The sequence below is a fragment of the Epibacterium sp. Ofav1-8 genome, from assembly GCF_022348185.1.
Lineage (GTDB): Bacteria > Pseudomonadota > Alphaproteobacteria > Rhodobacterales > Rhodobacteraceae > Epibacterium.
On the sequence record NZ_JAKRFD010000002.1, the window covers coordinates 178,964 to 192,995 of the forward strand.

Consider the following 14,032-nt stretch of genomic DNA (forward strand, 5'->3'; position numbering starts at 1 on the left):
CGTCGTTTTCTTTTTGCATCTCGTAAAAAACCGGCACCTTCGGGCGCCGGTTTTTCTGTATGGTTTGCGTGGGTGCCGGGCCTCTGGCCCTTAGGCCAGTGTACCCTCTGCCGTCAGGGTCGACTTGCCGCCAAGATAGGGCGCCAGCGCCGCGGGCAGTTTGACCGAGCCATCGGCCTGCTGGCCGTTTTCCAGCACCGCAATGAGGCAACGCCCGACCGCAAGGCCAGAGCCATTCAGCGTGTGCAAAAACTCAGGCTTGCCGCCATCGGCGGGCTTGAAGCGCGCGTTCATGCGGCGGGCCTGGAAGTCACCGGTGGTCGAGACCGAAGAAATCTCGCGATAGGTGTTCTGGCCGGGCACCCAGGCTTCGATGTCGAAAGTGCGGCGCGCGCCAAAGCCCATATCGCCGGTACAGAGCACCACGGTGCGATAGGGGATGCCGAGTTTCTCGAGGATGCCTTCGGCACAGCCCAACATGCGCTTTTGCTCATCGTCAGAGGTGTCCGGATGCACGATCGACACCATCTCGACCTTTTCGAACTGGTGCTGACGCAGCATGCCGGAGGTGTCCTTGCCGGCCGATCCGGCTTCCGACCGGAAACACAGCGTATGCGCGGTATAGCGGATCGGCAGCGCGCTTTCGTCGATGACGTCACCGGCAGCCGAGTAGGTCAGCGGCACCTCGGAGGTGGGCACCAGCCACCAGCCGTTGGTGGTCTGATAGCTGTCGTCACCGAATTTCGGCAGTTTATCTGTGCCATACATCGCCTCGTCCCGCACCAATACGGGCGAGTTCACCTCGGTGAGGCCGTTTTCGTCCACATGGGTGTCGACCATGAATTGCGCCAATGCGCGGTGGATGCGGGCCACGGCACCTTTGAGCACCACAAAACGCGCGCCGGAGATCTTGGCGGCGGTCTCGAAATCCATCGCCTTGGCGACGCCTGCGATCTCGAAATGCTCCTTGGGTTCAAAATCGAACGCAGGCACATCGCCCCAGCGCTTCACCTCGACATTGTCGTCCTCGTCTGCGCCTTCGGGCACGTCCTCGGCCGGGCTGTTGGGGATGCGCGCCAGCATATCGGTGAGCTTGGCGTCCAGCTCCTTGGCCTCGGCCTGCATGGTGGCGACTTCGGCCTTTTTGTCGGCCACCTCGGCCCGCAGGCGTTCAAACTCCGCTTCATCGCCTTTGGCCTTTGCGGCGCCGATCGCTTTGGCGGCTTTGTTCTGATCGGCCTGCGCGGTTTCCGCCGCGAGGATCTTGGCGCGACGGGCCTCGTCCAGCTCCAGCACCTGAGAGGACAGGGCAGACTCTCCACGACGGGCCAGGGCGGCGTCAAATGCGGCCGGGTTCTCGCGGATTGCACGGATGTCATGCATGGGTCTGCTCCTATGATGCAGTTTGAATCAGTGCCGTTAGCTATGCCCGAGCAGGGGGAGAAGGGGAAGGGGGCAGCGCCCGGCAAGGGGGTCTTGTAGCCGCAGCTGTGGCATTGAGGCGCGAAAAGCGTGCTTTGCGTGATGAAAGCCCGCCGGATCGCGTCCTCCGCGCCTTGCAATGCCCCAATGCACCGCATAGGTTCCACGCAAAATCCGGGCGCTGACGCGACCCCCAAAGACAGAAGGAAATACCCCATGGAAGGTGGCGCAATCGCCCAGTTTATCCCGCTGATCCTGATCTTTGCGATCATGTACTTCCTGCTCATCCGTCCGCAGCAGAAGAAGATGAAGCAGCATCAGAATATGGTCGAGGCCCTGCGCCGTGGCGATCAGGTCGTCACCCAGGGCGGCGTGATCGGCAAGGTGGCCAAGGTCAAGGAAGATGGCGAAATCGAGGTCGAGATCGCCGAGGGTGTCAAGGTTCGCGTGGTCAAATCCACCATCGCGCAGGTGCTGAACAAGACCGAGCCCGCATCCTGAGCCTCGCCTCGCACGCTACTGAAAAGGCAGGGTAATGCTGCAAATCGATACCTGGAAGAGGGTGCTCATCTGGCTGGTCTGCGTGGCCGGCCTTTTGGCTGCCCTGCCCAATGCGTTCTACACCCGTGTGGAACAATCCAATGACGCCTGGGCCGCGATAGAGGTCGAGGGCGAAACGCCTGAACGTCTGGCCGTGGCCGGGCAATGGCCCGAGTGGATGCCCTCGGGGCTTGTGAACCTCGGTCTCGACCTGCGCGGCGGCGCACATCTGCTGGCCGAAGTACAGGTCAGCGATGTCTATGCCGCACGGATGGATGCGCTCTGGCCCGAGGTCCGCAACACCCTGCGCGATGAACGGGGCACCATTGGCACCTTCCGCCGCATCCCCGAGGCGCCAGCGGATCAGATTCGCCTCCGCCTGTCGGATGCAGCGGGCATGAACCGGGCGCTGGAACTGGTGCGCGGTCTGGCCAATCCGGTGACCTCGCTCACCGGGGCGGGGGCCACCGACATCACCGTCAGCGGGCAGGGGGATGTGATCACCATCGCGCTCTCGGATGAGGAAAAACTCGCCTCCGATGATCGTACCGTGCGCCAGTCGCTTGAAATCATCCGCCGCCGGATTGACGAGGTCGGCACCCGTGAGCCGACCATTCAGCGTCAGGGCAGCGACCGGATCCTCATCCAGGTGCCGGGCATCGGGTCCGCGGCCGAGCTGAAAGAGATCATCGGCACCACTGCGCAGTTGACCTTCAATCCGGTGGTCAGCCGTGGCTCTGACCCCGACGAGGCGGCCGGTATTGGCAACAAGGTGATTCCGTCGATCGACGAGCCGGGCACCTACTACACGGTGGAATCCGCGCCTGTGGTCACCGGCGAGGAACTGGTCGACGCACAGCCCGCCTTTGACCAGAACGGCCAGCCTGCGGTCAATTTCCGCTTCAACACCGCCGGTGCGCGTAAATTCGGCGACTATACCGCCCAGAACATCGGCGCGCCCTTTGCCATTGTCCTCGATGACGAGGTGATCTCCGCCCCGGTGATCCGCTCTCACATCCCCGGTGGCTCCGGCATCATCACCGGCAACTTCACCGTGGAGGACAGCACCCAGCTGGCGGTCCTGCTGCGCGCCGGTGCGCTGCCGGCGGAGTTGCAGTTCCTCGAAGAGCGCACCATCGGCCCGGAGCTTGGCCAGGACAGCATTGATGCCGGCAAGGTGGCCACGGTTGTCGCCTTTGCGGGCGTGCTGGTGTTCATGGTGCTGAGCTATGGGATGTTTGGTGTCTTTGCCAATGTGGCGCTGATCCTGAACATCGCCCTGATCTTTGGCGCGCTGAGCCTGATCGGCGGCACGCTGACCCTGCCGGGGATTGCCGGTATCGTTCTGACGGTGGGTATGGCGGTGGATGCCAACGTGCTGATCTTCGAGCGGATCCGCGAAGAGCTGAAGGCAGGGCGGGGACCCGCCAAGGCCATCGACGAGGGCTATTCCAAGGCGCTCTCGGCGATCGTGGATGCCAATATCACCACCTTCATCACCGCCGTGATCCTCTTTGCCATGGGCTCCGGCCCGGTGCGTGGCTTTGCCATTACCCTTGGCCTCGGCATTCTGACCTCGGTATTCACCGCGATTTTCGTCACCCGGCTGATCATCGTGATGTGGTTCGAACGTCGCCGTCCCAAAACCATCGAGGTGTAACCGATGCGCTTGAAACTGGTACCCGAAGGGACCTCCTTTGATTTCTTCAGGCTGTGGAAAGTCTGGCTCGGCATCTCTGCATTGATGGTGGTGATCGGCTTTGCCTCCTTTGCACTGCAGGGGCTGAACTTCGGCATCGACTTCCGGGGCGGCACCACGATCCGCACCGAGGCGACGCAGGATCTCGATATCGGGGTCTACCGCGATGCCATTGCCCCGCTGGAGCTGGGCGACATCAGCATCACCGAGGTGTTCGACCCGACCTTTGACGAAGACCAGCACGTGGCGATGATCCGTATCGAGGCGCAGGAGGATGGCGAAGCCCTGTCCAGCGCCGTGATTGCGGATGTGCAGGCGGCGCTCGATGCGGTTGCGCCCGGGATCAAGTTCATCTCGGTTGAAAGCGTCGGCCCCAAGGTCTCGGGAGAGCTGGTGCAGACCGCGGTCATTGCGGTGGCGCTGGCGATCGGCGCGGTGCTGATCTACATCTGGCTGCGGTTCGAATGGCAGTTCGCCCTTGGTGCTGTGGCCGCACTGGTACACGACGTGATCCTGACCATCGGTGTCTTCTCCGAATTGCAGATCAAGTTCGACCTCGCGATCATCGCGGCCCTTCTGACCATCGTCGGCTATTCGCTGAACGATACCGTGGTGGTGTTTGACCGGGTGCGGGAGAACCTGCGCCGCTACAAGCAAAAGCCACTGGCCGAGGTCCTGAACATCTCGATCAACGAGACCCTGAGCCGGACCATGATGACCTCTGTGACAACGCTGCTGGCGCTGATCTCGCTCTATGTTCTGGGCGGCGACGTGATCCGCGGGTTTGTCTTTGCGATGATCTGGGGCGTTGTGGTCGGGACCTATTCGTCGATCTTCGTGGCCTCCACCATCCTGTTGTGGCTTGGGGTGAAGCGCGACTGGACCAAGAACAACGACACCACCGGCAATCAATTCGCCAATATCGACGCCTGATTGGGCCTCATGCGACAGAGACAGCCGCGGCCTGGTGCTGCGGCTGTTTGCGTTCTGGGGTATGAGAGGGTTTCATCTTTTCCCAAAAAACTTGGAGCGCGAGGCAGAGCCTCGCATCCGCACTTGCCGGTTTCAGCGCCGTGGCCGGCGTGGTATTCACCTCGGTAAACCTCAGCAAGGAGTCTCCCATGCGCCTCAATGAAGTGGTCTATTCCGACGCCGTTCCGATCGACGGGTATGGTCCCGGCTTCTTTCGTGTCGGTGGTGAGGTCAGGGACGGCGCCATCCTGACCGGGGCCAAGGGCACCTCCAGCTGGGGCGGGTTCACGGATCAAGCGCCCTTGCTGGCGTTGGTTGGCGAGGTGGATGTGCTGTTCATCGGCACCGGCGCGGAAATTGCGCATATTCCCGGCGATCTGCGTCAGGTGCTGGAAGAGGCGGGATTGGGCGTCGAGGTGATGAACTCCCCCGCTGCCTGCCGTACCTATAATGTGCTGTTGTCCGAAGGCCGCCGCATTGCGCTGGCAGCGCTGCCGGTTTGATCTGGCGCAAGGCGGTACGGGTCGATCACTGCTTTTGCTGAGCCGTGATAAGGCGTTGGGCCAGAAGAACAATACATCGGAACAAACATGATTGAGGTCAGGGATCTGGGCGTAAGCCGGGGCGGGATGCCGGTGCTATCTGGGGTGCAATTCACGCTTTCGCCGGGCGAGGCGCTGGTGTTGCGCGGTCCCAACGGGATTGGCAAGACCACGCTGTTGCGCACGCTCGCGCGCCTGCAACCCCCCTTGGCGGGTGAGATCCTTGGAGACAGCGAGGACATCGCCTATGCGGCCCATGCGGACGGGTTGAAGTTGACGCTGACGGTGGATGAAAACCTCGCCTTCTGGGCGCGGGTGTTTGGGGGCGGCGACCCTGACGCTGCGATCGCGGCTTTTGATCTGGCCACGCTGCGGGACCGTCCGGCCGGGGGGCTGTCGGCGGGGCAAAAGCGCCGCCTGTCTCTGGCGCGGCTGATGGTCACGGGGCGGCGGCTGTGGATTTTGGATGAACCCACCGTCAGTTTGGATGCAGCCTCCGTTCAGCTGTTTGCCGCGACCATTCGCACCCATCTGGCGGCGGGCGGAGCGGCGATCATGGCGACCCATATCGACCTCGGGATCGAGGGGCGTGTTCTGGACCTTGCCCCGTTCAAGGCAAAGCTTCCGGCCTTTGATGCAGATGACGCGGGGGGCTTCTTGTGATCGCGCTGCTGGTTCGGGATTTGCGGCTGGCCTTTCGCGCCGGGGGCGGCTTTGGCTTGGGTCTTGCGTTCTTTTTGATCGTGACGGTGATGGTGCCGTTCTCGGTCGGGCCGAACTCTGACACGCTGTCGCTGATTGCGCCGGGGATTCTGTGGCTTGGAGCCTTGTTGGCGTGCCTGTTGTCGCTGGATCGCCTCCTGGCGCTGGATTGGGAGGATGGCTCGCTCGATTTGCTGGCCACTGCACCCCTGCCGCTCGAAGGCGTGTTGAGCGTCAAGGCGCTGGCGCATTGGCTGACCACCGGGCTGCCGTTGGTTCTGGCCGCGCCTGTGCTGGGCGTGCTGTTGAACCTGCCTGCTGGCGGCTACCTCTGGATCACGCTGTCGCTTTTGATTGGCACCCCGGCCCTGTCGGTGGTTGGCACCTTTGGCGCGGCGCTGACCGTGGGGCTGAAACGTGGCGGATTGCTGTTGTCGCTATTGGTGATGCCGCTTTATGTGCCGACCTTGATTTTTGGCGCCGAAGTCGCCCGCCGGGGGGCCACAGGTATGAGCGTGGAAACGCCCCTGTTGATGTTGGCCGGGATTACCCTTGGCACCATCGCCCTTTTGCCCTTTGCCTCCGCTGCTGTGCTGCGCGTCAATTTGCGCTGATGGCGGTGATTGTGATGACCGCAAACAAGAGCTAGATAGCCACCATGTCGATCTGGGAATATGCCAATCCGAAGAAGTTCCTGCGCACCAGCGCGCGCGTGTTGCCAGCCCTCTGGGTGGCAGCGGGCGCCTGTATTGTGGGCGGGTTGATCTGGGGTTTTTTCTTCACGCCGGATGACTACCGGCAGGGCTCTACCGTCAAGATCATCTACCTGCATGTGCCCGCCGCGCTGATGGCGATCAATGCATGGTTCATGATGCTGGTGGCCTCGCTGATCTGGGTGATCCGCCGTCATCATGTGAGCGCGCTGGCCGCCAAGGCCGCTGCGCCCGTGGGCGTGGTGATGACGCTGATTGCGCTGATCACCGGCGCGATCTGGGGCCAGCCGATGTGGGGCACCTGGTGGGCGTGGGATCCGCGGCTTACCTCGTTCCTCGTGCTGTTCCTGTTCTACCTTGGCTATATCGCGCTGTGGGAGGCGATTGATAATCCCGATACCGCCGCGGATCTGACCTCGATCCTCTGCCTGGTGGGGTCGGTCTTTGCTGTCCTGTCGCGTTATGCGGTCAATTTCTGGAACCAGGGCCTGCATCAGGGGGCATCGCTGTCGCTTGATAAGGAAGAGAACGTCGCGGACGTTTTTGCCTTTCCGCTTTATGCCTGCATGGCCGGGTTTGGCTTGTTGTTTATAGCGCTGGTGCTCTATCGCACCGGCACCGAGATTCGTGCGCGCCGGATGTCTGCACTGATCGCGCGGGAAAGGATGATGGATGCCTGATCTGGGGAAATATGCCGACACCGTGCTGTCCGCGTATGGGGTATCGCTGCTGCTGTTGCTGGCGCTCTTGGTGATGACCTTGATGCGCGGCGCAAAGGTGCGGGCAGACCTGAAACAGGTTGAGGAAAGGATGCGCCAGAATGGCTAAAATCTCGCCGATGATGGCTATTCCTGTCGTGGTGTTTGCAGCCTTTGTGGGCCTCGCCCTCGTGGGGATGGGACGTGAAGATCCCGAAAGCCTGCCCTCGGCGCGCGAAGGCAAAACCGCCCCGCCGGTGGCGCTGAGCGTGTTCCCTGGCAAAGAGAGTTTCGACGACGCCACACTGCGCGATGGTGAGGTCAAGCTGGTGAACTATTGGGCCAGCTGGTGTGGCCCGTGCCGCGCCGAACACCCCAGCCTCACGGCGCTCTCGGAAGAGGGCGTGCCGATTTACGGGGTGAACTACAAGGATCAGCTGGGCAACGCGCAGAGCTTCCTTGAGGAACTTGGCGACCCTTACGCCGCAGTCGGCCGGGACGAGCAGGGCCGTATGGCGCTGGACTGGGGGCTGTACGGTGTGCCGGAAACCTATGTGATTGACGGCGAGGGCACCATCGTAATGCGCTTTGCCGGGCCGATCACCAGCCGGGTGCTGGAAGAGACCATTCGCCCGGCGATGGAAAAGGCGGCGCAATAGGCGCGGCCCTTCCATCATGGCTGCAAATCAAGAGGTCACGGCCTCTCGCGCGTCATAAGAGGCGCGGGAAGCGCGGATGCCCGGCTGATTGTGTTCGGCCCATTGCGCCAACTGGCCAATCGCAGCGTGCAGGGAGTGGCCGCGCGCGGTCAGGCTGTATTCCACCTGCGGCGGGGACAGGTCCAGAACCTGACGCGCGACCAGCCCGTCGCGTTCCAGATTGCGCAGCGTCACCGACAGCATGCGTTGCGAGATCGCATCAATAACCCTGCGCAAGGCATTGAAACGACACGGGCCTTTGGACAGTTCAAGGATGACCAGAACGGACCATGCATCTCCGATGCGGTCCAGCACATCCCGGACGGCGCAATCGTAGTCCACAGCGCGACGACGTCCCATGGCGGTTCCTTTCAGGTAACTATGTGCCCAAAACATGCGTATTCCGGGCGCGGTTCTCTGCACTTAGGTAGTTCTTATCAGTAACTATCAATTTGGAGAGACCAGATGAAGCTCTTTGTTCTAGGCGGCACCGGCATGATCGGCAGCCGGATCGTAACCGAAGCCCTGTCGCGCGGTCACGATGTCACCATCGGCAGCCGCAGCCCCGAGACCTCAGCCCTCCGGGACGGTGTCACCGCCGTGCAGGTGGCGCTGGAGGATACCGCGGCGCTTGCGGCGCAGGCGGAGGCTGCGGATGTGACCATTACCGCCGTCAGCCCGCGCAGCACCGGCGATGCGATCGCGGAATCCAACGCCTATGCGGATGCTCTGATTGCGGCGCTGGGGCAGAACCGTGTCGTGGTCGTGGGCGGAGCCGGATCGCTCAACCTGCCCGACGGAAGCCCGGTGGCGGATGTGGTGCCAGAGGCCTACCGCAGCGAAGCGCAGGGCATGCGCCAGGCCTATGAAAAGATCGCTGCCAGCGATCTGAACTACACGGTGATGGCACCGGCCGGGCTGATCGAACCCGGTGAACGCACCGGCACATTCCGCCTTGGTGGCCGGCAGTTCATGACGGACGAAGAGGGCAACAGCCGTATTTCGGCAGAGGATTTTGCCGTGGCCCTGCTGGATGAGGTCGAAACCCCGCAGCACAGCCGCCAGATCTTTCACGCGGCGTACTGACGATGCTCAGAGCCGGTAGCCGCCCGCGACGGTCAGGATCTCACCGGTGATGAAGCTGGCCTCGTCCGAGGCCAGAAAACGCACCGCCTTTGCGATGTCTTCCGGCGTGCCGGGGCGTCCAAGGGCGGTGTCCTTGACAAACAGTTGCGTCAACTCGTCGGACCGGGGCGCTTCGGGAACGTTGATCGCCCCCGGCGCCACCGCATTGACGCGGATGCCCTGCGGGCCGAGTTCTTTTGCCATCGCTTTGGTCCAGAGATTGAGCGCGGCCTTGCTGGCGCCATAGCTGGCCGCGCCCTGCGGCGGCAGCACCGCATTCACCGAGGAAATACTGACGATCGCGGCACCTGCGCGCAGATGTGGCAGCGCTGCCGTCAGCAGGGCCTGCGGCGCGATCGCATTCAGCGCGAACGCGTTTTGGTGCGCATCGGCATCAAAGCTTTCTTTCGGGGTGCTCTGAACCAGCCCCGCATTGTTCACGATGACATCGATGCGGCCGAATTGATCCAGGGCGCGTGCCACCAGATCCTCGGCACTGCCGTCTTGCAAAAGGTCGCAGGGGCAGGAGACAACATTGTCCTGGGCCTCCAGATCATCACCCGGCGCGGTCTTGCGATAGGACCGCAGGATATTGTGATCGCGGGCAAGTTCGGCGGAAATGGCCCGGCCGAGACCATAGGTGCCGCCGGTGACGAGGACGGTGCGTCGCATGAAACCTCCGGAACTGGATGCGGTCAGACAACGCCACGCGCCCGGCTTGTGCAAGACCCCGATCCGGGACCCGGCGCAGAAGCGCTGATCAGGTGCCGGTCCGACACTCAGGCGCCATGTCGGAGGCCAGAGACGCGGAGAGTTCGGTGTCGACCGTTTCATAGACTTGCGTGTCGATTTCGCGGCGCAGGTAGGTGGACTGGAACTCCATCAGGTCATCGCCGGACACCACAGCATCAAGATAGTCCTCAAACACCTGCTGGCTGTGCCAGAGGCTGATCGACTTGATTTCGCCGCTTTCGCGCGCTGCAAAGAGCCGCGTTTCATAGCAGCCAACGCGCCGCCCGGACTCGTCACGGGCGAGAGCCGCGGCACAGTCGAGCACCTCGTCGAACTTGTCCCGGAGCGGGTAGTATTTCGTTATGACTGCGATCATTGTGACGCCTCGCGTTCGCCTCGCTATTTATAGGGAGAGCATAGGTGGCTTTTGGTTATCTGAGTATTACCAATTGCAACAAAGCGAAAAAGGGCGGCCAACTGTGCCGCCCTTTCCACAATGTTAAAAGATGGTGCGATCAGCTTTTTGCAAGTCTGCGCAGCACGTAATGCAGCACGCCACCGTTTTCGATGTATTCGATTTCCGGCGCGGTATCGATGCGGCACTTGAGGGTGATGGTGGTCTTGGTGCCATCGCCATAAGTGATATCGCAGTCGACCTCTTGCAGCGGTTTGACCGTTTCCAGCCCGCGAATGTCGACCGTTTCATCGCCGGTGAGCTTGAGCGATTTGCGTGTGTCACCGCCGGTGAACTCAAACGGAATGACGCCCATCCCGACGAGGTTGGACCGGTGGATGCGCTCAAAGCTCTCAGCAATCACCGCCTTCACGCCCAGGAGCGCGGTGCCCTTGGCCGCCCAGTCACGCGAGGAACCCGCACCGTATTGCTCGCCACCAAACACCACCAGCGGGGTGCCCGCCTCCTGATGCGCCATCGACGCCTCATAGACCGAGGTCTGCTGGCCATCGGGGCCTTTGGTATAGCCGCCTTCGACACCGTCGAGCATCTCGTTTTTGATGCGGATATTGGCGAAGGTGCCGCGCATCATGATCTCGTGGTTGCCGCGACGCGAGCCATAGGAGTTGAACTCGCGCGGCTGCACCTGACGGTCCAGCAGATATTTGCCCGCCGGCGTCGTGGTCGCAAAAGAGCCCGCCGGAGAGATGTGGTCGGTGGTGACCATATCGCCAAGGATCAACAAAGGCTTGGCACCGACGACGTCCTGAATGGTGCCCGGCTCCGCGCCCATGCCCTGGAAATAGGGCGGGTTCTGGATATAGGTCGAGGCGGCGGGCCAGTCGTAGGTTTCGGCCTCGGTGGTCTCCACGCCCTGCCATTTCTCGTCGCCCTTGAAGACGTCGGCGTATTTGGACTGGAACGCCTCGCGGGTCACGGTGGCCTCGACCAGATCGGCGATCTCCTTCTGGGTGGGCCAGATGTCCTTCAGGTAGACGTCATTGCCGTCCTTGTCCTGTCCCAGCGGATCGTTGGCGAGATCGACATTCATGTCGCCCGCCAGCGCGTAGGCCACCACCAGCGGCGGCGAGGCGAGGTAGTTGGCCCGCACATCCGGGCTGATGCGGCCCTCAAAGTTACGGTTACCGGACAACACCGAGGTGGCGACCAGATCGCCCTCGGCAATCGCCTCGGAGAACTCTTTCTGGATCGGGCCGGAGTTGCCGATACAGGTGGTGCAGCCATAGCCCACGAGGTTGAACCCGATCGCATCCAGATGCTCTTGCAGCCCTGCGGCCTCCAGATAGTGAGAGACGACCTGCGAGCCGGGTGCGAGCGAGGTTTTGACCCAGGGCTTGCGGTTCAGGCCCAGCTCATGCGCCTTTTTCGCCACCAGACCGGCCCCGATCATCACATAGGGGTTCGAGGTGTTGGTGCAGGAGGTGATCGAGGCGATCACGACCGAGCCGTCACGCAGTTCGAACTCCTCGCCCTCGACGGGGTGCGATTTGCAGGGATCTGCGGGCGCGGTCGGGGCAGGGCCTTCGGACGCCATGTCGGTGGCGTCGGCAGAGGCATCGACGCCGCGATAGTCCGACACCACTTTCTTGAACGCAGGCGCGGCGGCGTCCAGCGCCACATAATCCTGCGGCCGTTTCGGGCCGGAGATCGCAGGCACGATGGTGCCCATGTCGAGGCTCAGCGTGTCGGTGTAGATCGGCGCGTAGTTCTCATCGCGCCAGAACCCGTTTTCCTTGGCATAGGCCTCGACCAGCGCGATGCGGTCCTCGTCGCGGCCGGTGTTGCGCAGGTAGCGAATGGTCTCATTGTCGATCGGGAAGAAGCCGCAGGTGGCGCCGTATTCGGGTGCCATATTGGCAATGGTCGCGCGATCCGCCAGCGGCAGATTGTCCAGACCCGAGCCGTAGAATTCGACGAATTTACCCACCACGCCCAGCTCGCGCAGCATCTCCACCACCTTCAGCACAAGGTCGGTGCCGGTTGTGCCTTCGACCATCTCGCCGGTCAGCTCAAAGCCCACAACCTCTGGGATCAGCATGGAGATCGGCTGACCCAGCATCGCGGCCTCGGCCTCGATCCCGCCGACGCCCCAGCCCAGAACGGCAGCACCATTGACCATGGTGGTGTGGCTGTCGGTGCCCACAAGCGTGTCGGGATAGGCGACGTCCTCGCCGTTCTGATCCTTGTCCGACCAGACGGTCTGGGCCAGGTATTCCAGGTTCACCTGGTGACAGATGCCGGTGCCCGGGGGCACCACGCGGAAGTTCTCAAACGCGGTCTGACCCCATTTCAGGAACTGGTAGCGCTCCATGTTGCGCTCGTATTCGCGGTCCACGTTCATCTGGAAGGCGCGCGGGTTGCCGAATTCGTCAATCATCACCGAGTGGTCGATGACCAGATCGACGGGCACCAGCGGGTTGATCTTGTTGGCGTCACCGCCGAGGTTCTTGATCCCGTCGCGCATCGCGGCGAGATCGACCACCGCGGGCACGCCGGTGAAATCCTGCATCAGCACGCGGGCCGGGCGATAGGCGATCTCGCGCGGGTTCTTGCCGCCATTCTTGGCCCAGTCGCCAAAGGCCTTGATGTCATCCGTGGAGACGGAAAACCCGCCATCCTCGAACCGCAGCAGGTTTTCCAGCACGACCTTGAGCGCGGCAGGCAGTTTGGTGAAATCACCAAGCCCCGCTTCGGTGGCTGCCGGGATGGAATAATAGGAGATAGACGCGCCGTTGACGCTGAGCGTCCTACGGGTCTTGGCTGTGTCCTGTCCGACGGTGATGGGCATATTGGCCTCCCTCAAAAATGACAAATAGGGACTTCGCTGCGATGTATCTGCATCATGCAGGTGCTTCATTCAATAGGATATAGGCTGCATGGCGAAAAATTGTATACCATAGTACACTGTTTTGGTGTGTTTTGGCGCCGGCTCTCAAGAATGATTGATTGGCCATTGATGAGCGGGGCGCTTACACCCTTAATCCTAACAATCTTACGGGCGACTCATGCGGCTTATTTCGCTTTCCTCTCTGATTTTTGCGGCAGTTTGCGCTGTCACGCCACCGGTTGCGGCAGATCCATCGCCTGTTGTTGTGGAACTCTATACCTCGCAGGGTTGTTCCTCCTGTCCGCCGGCGGATGAGCTGTTGCAGCGTCTGGCGCAGCGCGAGGACGTGCTGGCATTGGCCTATCACGTTGATTACTGGGACTATATCGGTTGGCGCGATATTTTTGCAGATCCCGCTCATACGGACCGGCAGCGCGGCTATGCGCATGTGGGCGAGAGGAACATGATCTACACGCCGCAGATGATCATCATGGGGCGCGAGGATGTGGTTGGCGCCGATGCCATGCAATTGGCGGAGGCCATGGAGAACTACCTCGGCCACAAGCCACGCGCAAAGCTGTCGGTCGCGCTGGACGGGCGGACGCTGACGGTGTCGCTGCCGCAACTGCCGGACGGGGTTGCCGAGGATCTGCGGGTGCAGCTGGTGCAATATATGCCGATGCGCCGGGTGGACATCAAACGGGGCGAGCTTGCCGGTCACAGCATTGATTACGCCAATGTGGTGGAACGCCACCAGGTGCTGGCGGATTGGGATGGCGCGGCGCCGCTGGAACTCTCGGTAACGCTTGCGGAGGATCTGCCGGCGGCGGTGTTGGTGCAGGAATGGCCCTATGGCCCGATCCTGGCGGCGGCGCGGGTCGAGTGAC

Annotated in this window: 16 protein-coding genes; 11 read left to right on the top strand and 5 right to left on the bottom strand. The window is 62.1% G+C overall.

All coding sequences use genetic code 11. The features are described 5' to 3' along the window. Positions 1 to 90 precede the first annotated feature (90 nt). Entirely contained in the window at positions 91 to 1,383 is a 1,293-nt protein-coding gene (gene serS / locus MHM97_RS03660) for a serine--tRNA ligase (protein WP_239319586.1), read from the bottom strand. Positions 1,384 to 1,638: 255 nt separating this feature from the next. On the opposite strand from serS, the gene yajC reads away from it, so the two are divergent. From yajC to MHM97_RS03705, 9 genes are all read left to right on the top strand, one after another. Beyond that, entirely contained in the window at positions 1,639 to 1,923 is a 285-nt protein-coding gene (gene yajC, locus MHM97_RS03665; RefSeq protein ID WP_239319588.1) for a preprotein translocase subunit YajC, read from the top strand. Positions 1,924 to 1,957: 34 nt separating this feature from the next. Continuing rightward, complete coding sequence (secD, locus tag MHM97_RS03670; protein ID WP_239319590.1) at positions 1,958 to 3,622, top strand: protein translocase subunit SecD; 1,665 nt, start codon at positions 1,958 to 1,960, stop codon at positions 3,620 to 3,622. Positions 3,623 to 3,625: 3 nt separating this feature from the next. Continuing rightward, complete coding sequence (gene secF / locus MHM97_RS03675) at positions 3,626 to 4,594, top strand: protein translocase subunit SecF (protein WP_239319592.1); 969 nt, start codon at positions 3,626 to 3,628, stop codon at positions 4,592 to 4,594. A gap of 188 nt (positions 4,595 to 4,782) precedes the next feature. Continuing rightward, a complete protein-coding gene (locus MHM97_RS03680; protein ID WP_239319594.1) occupies positions 4,783 to 5,136 on the top strand; it encodes an Mth938-like domain-containing protein in 354 nt (117 codons plus the stop codon). 87 nt (positions 5,137 to 5,223) lie between these two features. Next, complete coding sequence (gene ccmA / locus MHM97_RS03685; protein ID WP_239319596.1) at positions 5,224 to 5,838, top strand: heme ABC exporter ATP-binding protein CcmA; 615 nt, start codon at positions 5,224 to 5,226, stop codon at positions 5,836 to 5,838. Next, on the top strand, positions 5,835 to 6,491 hold the full coding sequence (gene ccmB, locus MHM97_RS03690; RefSeq protein WP_239319598.1) for a heme exporter protein CcmB: 657 nt from the start codon (positions 5,835 to 5,837) through the stop codon (positions 6,489 to 6,491). Before ccmA ends, ccmB begins: the two co-directional genes overlap by 4 nt. 44 nt (positions 6,492 to 6,535) lie before the next feature. After that, a complete protein-coding gene (locus MHM97_RS03695; protein WP_239319600.1) occupies positions 6,536 to 7,270 on the top strand; it encodes a heme ABC transporter permease in 735 nt (244 codons plus the stop codon). Beyond that, the gene (ccmD, locus tag MHM97_RS03700) at positions 7,263 to 7,418 is read left to right on the top strand and encodes a heme exporter protein CcmD (protein ID WP_239319601.1); all 156 of its coding nucleotides are present in this window, start codon (positions 7,263 to 7,265) and stop codon (positions 7,416 to 7,418) included. Before MHM97_RS03695 ends, ccmD begins: the two co-directional genes overlap by 8 nt. Continuing rightward, positions 7,411 to 7,947 carry a DsbE family thiol:disulfide interchange protein gene (locus tag MHM97_RS03705; protein WP_239319602.1) on the top strand — a complete coding sequence of 179 codons (537 nt, stop codon included), beginning with the start codon at positions 7,411 to 7,413 and terminating at the stop codon, positions 7,945 to 7,947. The genes ccmD and MHM97_RS03705 overlap by 8 nt, the downstream gene beginning before the upstream one ends. A gap of 27 nt (positions 7,948 to 7,974) precedes the next feature. Here the strand turns inward: MHM97_RS03705 and MHM97_RS03710 are convergent, their stop codons facing one another. Continuing rightward, complete coding sequence (locus tag MHM97_RS03710) at positions 7,975 to 8,346, bottom strand: winged helix-turn-helix transcriptional regulator (protein WP_239319603.1); 372 nt, start codon at positions 8,344 to 8,346, stop codon at positions 7,975 to 7,977. A 105-nt stretch (positions 8,347 to 8,451) separates the two neighbouring features. Here MHM97_RS03710 and MHM97_RS03715 point away from each other — a divergent pair, with 105 nt between their 5' ends. After that, positions 8,452 to 9,072 (top strand): NAD(P)-dependent oxidoreductase, encoded by a 621-nt coding sequence (locus MHM97_RS03715; protein WP_239319604.1) that lies wholly within the window; start codon positions 8,452 to 8,454, stop codon positions 9,070 to 9,072. Positions 9,073 to 9,078: 6 nt separating this feature from the next. On the opposite strand, the gene MHM97_RS03720 is transcribed toward MHM97_RS03715, so the two are convergent. The 3 genes from MHM97_RS03720 to acnA all read right to left on the bottom strand — a co-directional run bounded on the left by MHM97_RS03720 (position 9,079) and on the right by acnA (position 13,106). Continuing rightward, positions 9,079 to 9,783, bottom strand: coding sequence for an SDR family NAD(P)-dependent oxidoreductase (locus MHM97_RS03720; RefSeq protein ID WP_239319605.1), 705 nt, complete (start codon positions 9,781 to 9,783; stop codon positions 9,079 to 9,081). Between the two features lie 88 nt (positions 9,784 to 9,871). Beyond that, positions 9,872 to 10,219, bottom strand: coding sequence for an antibiotic biosynthesis monooxygenase (locus tag MHM97_RS03725; protein ID WP_239319607.1), 348 nt, complete (start codon positions 10,217 to 10,219; stop codon positions 9,872 to 9,874). Positions 10,220 to 10,358: 139 nt separating this feature from the next. Further along, complete coding sequence (gene acnA, locus MHM97_RS03730) at positions 10,359 to 13,106, bottom strand: aconitate hydratase AcnA (protein ID WP_239319608.1); 2,748 nt, start codon at positions 13,104 to 13,106, stop codon at positions 10,359 to 10,361. Positions 13,107 to 13,323: 217 nt separating this feature from the next. Here acnA and MHM97_RS03735 point away from each other — a divergent pair, with 217 nt between their 5' ends. After that, positions 13,324 to 14,031: a DUF1223 domain-containing protein gene (locus tag MHM97_RS03735; protein WP_239319609.1), complete on the top strand. Its 708-nt coding sequence runs from the start codon at positions 13,324 to 13,326 to the stop codon at positions 14,029 to 14,031. Position 14,032: the final 1 nt, after the last annotated feature.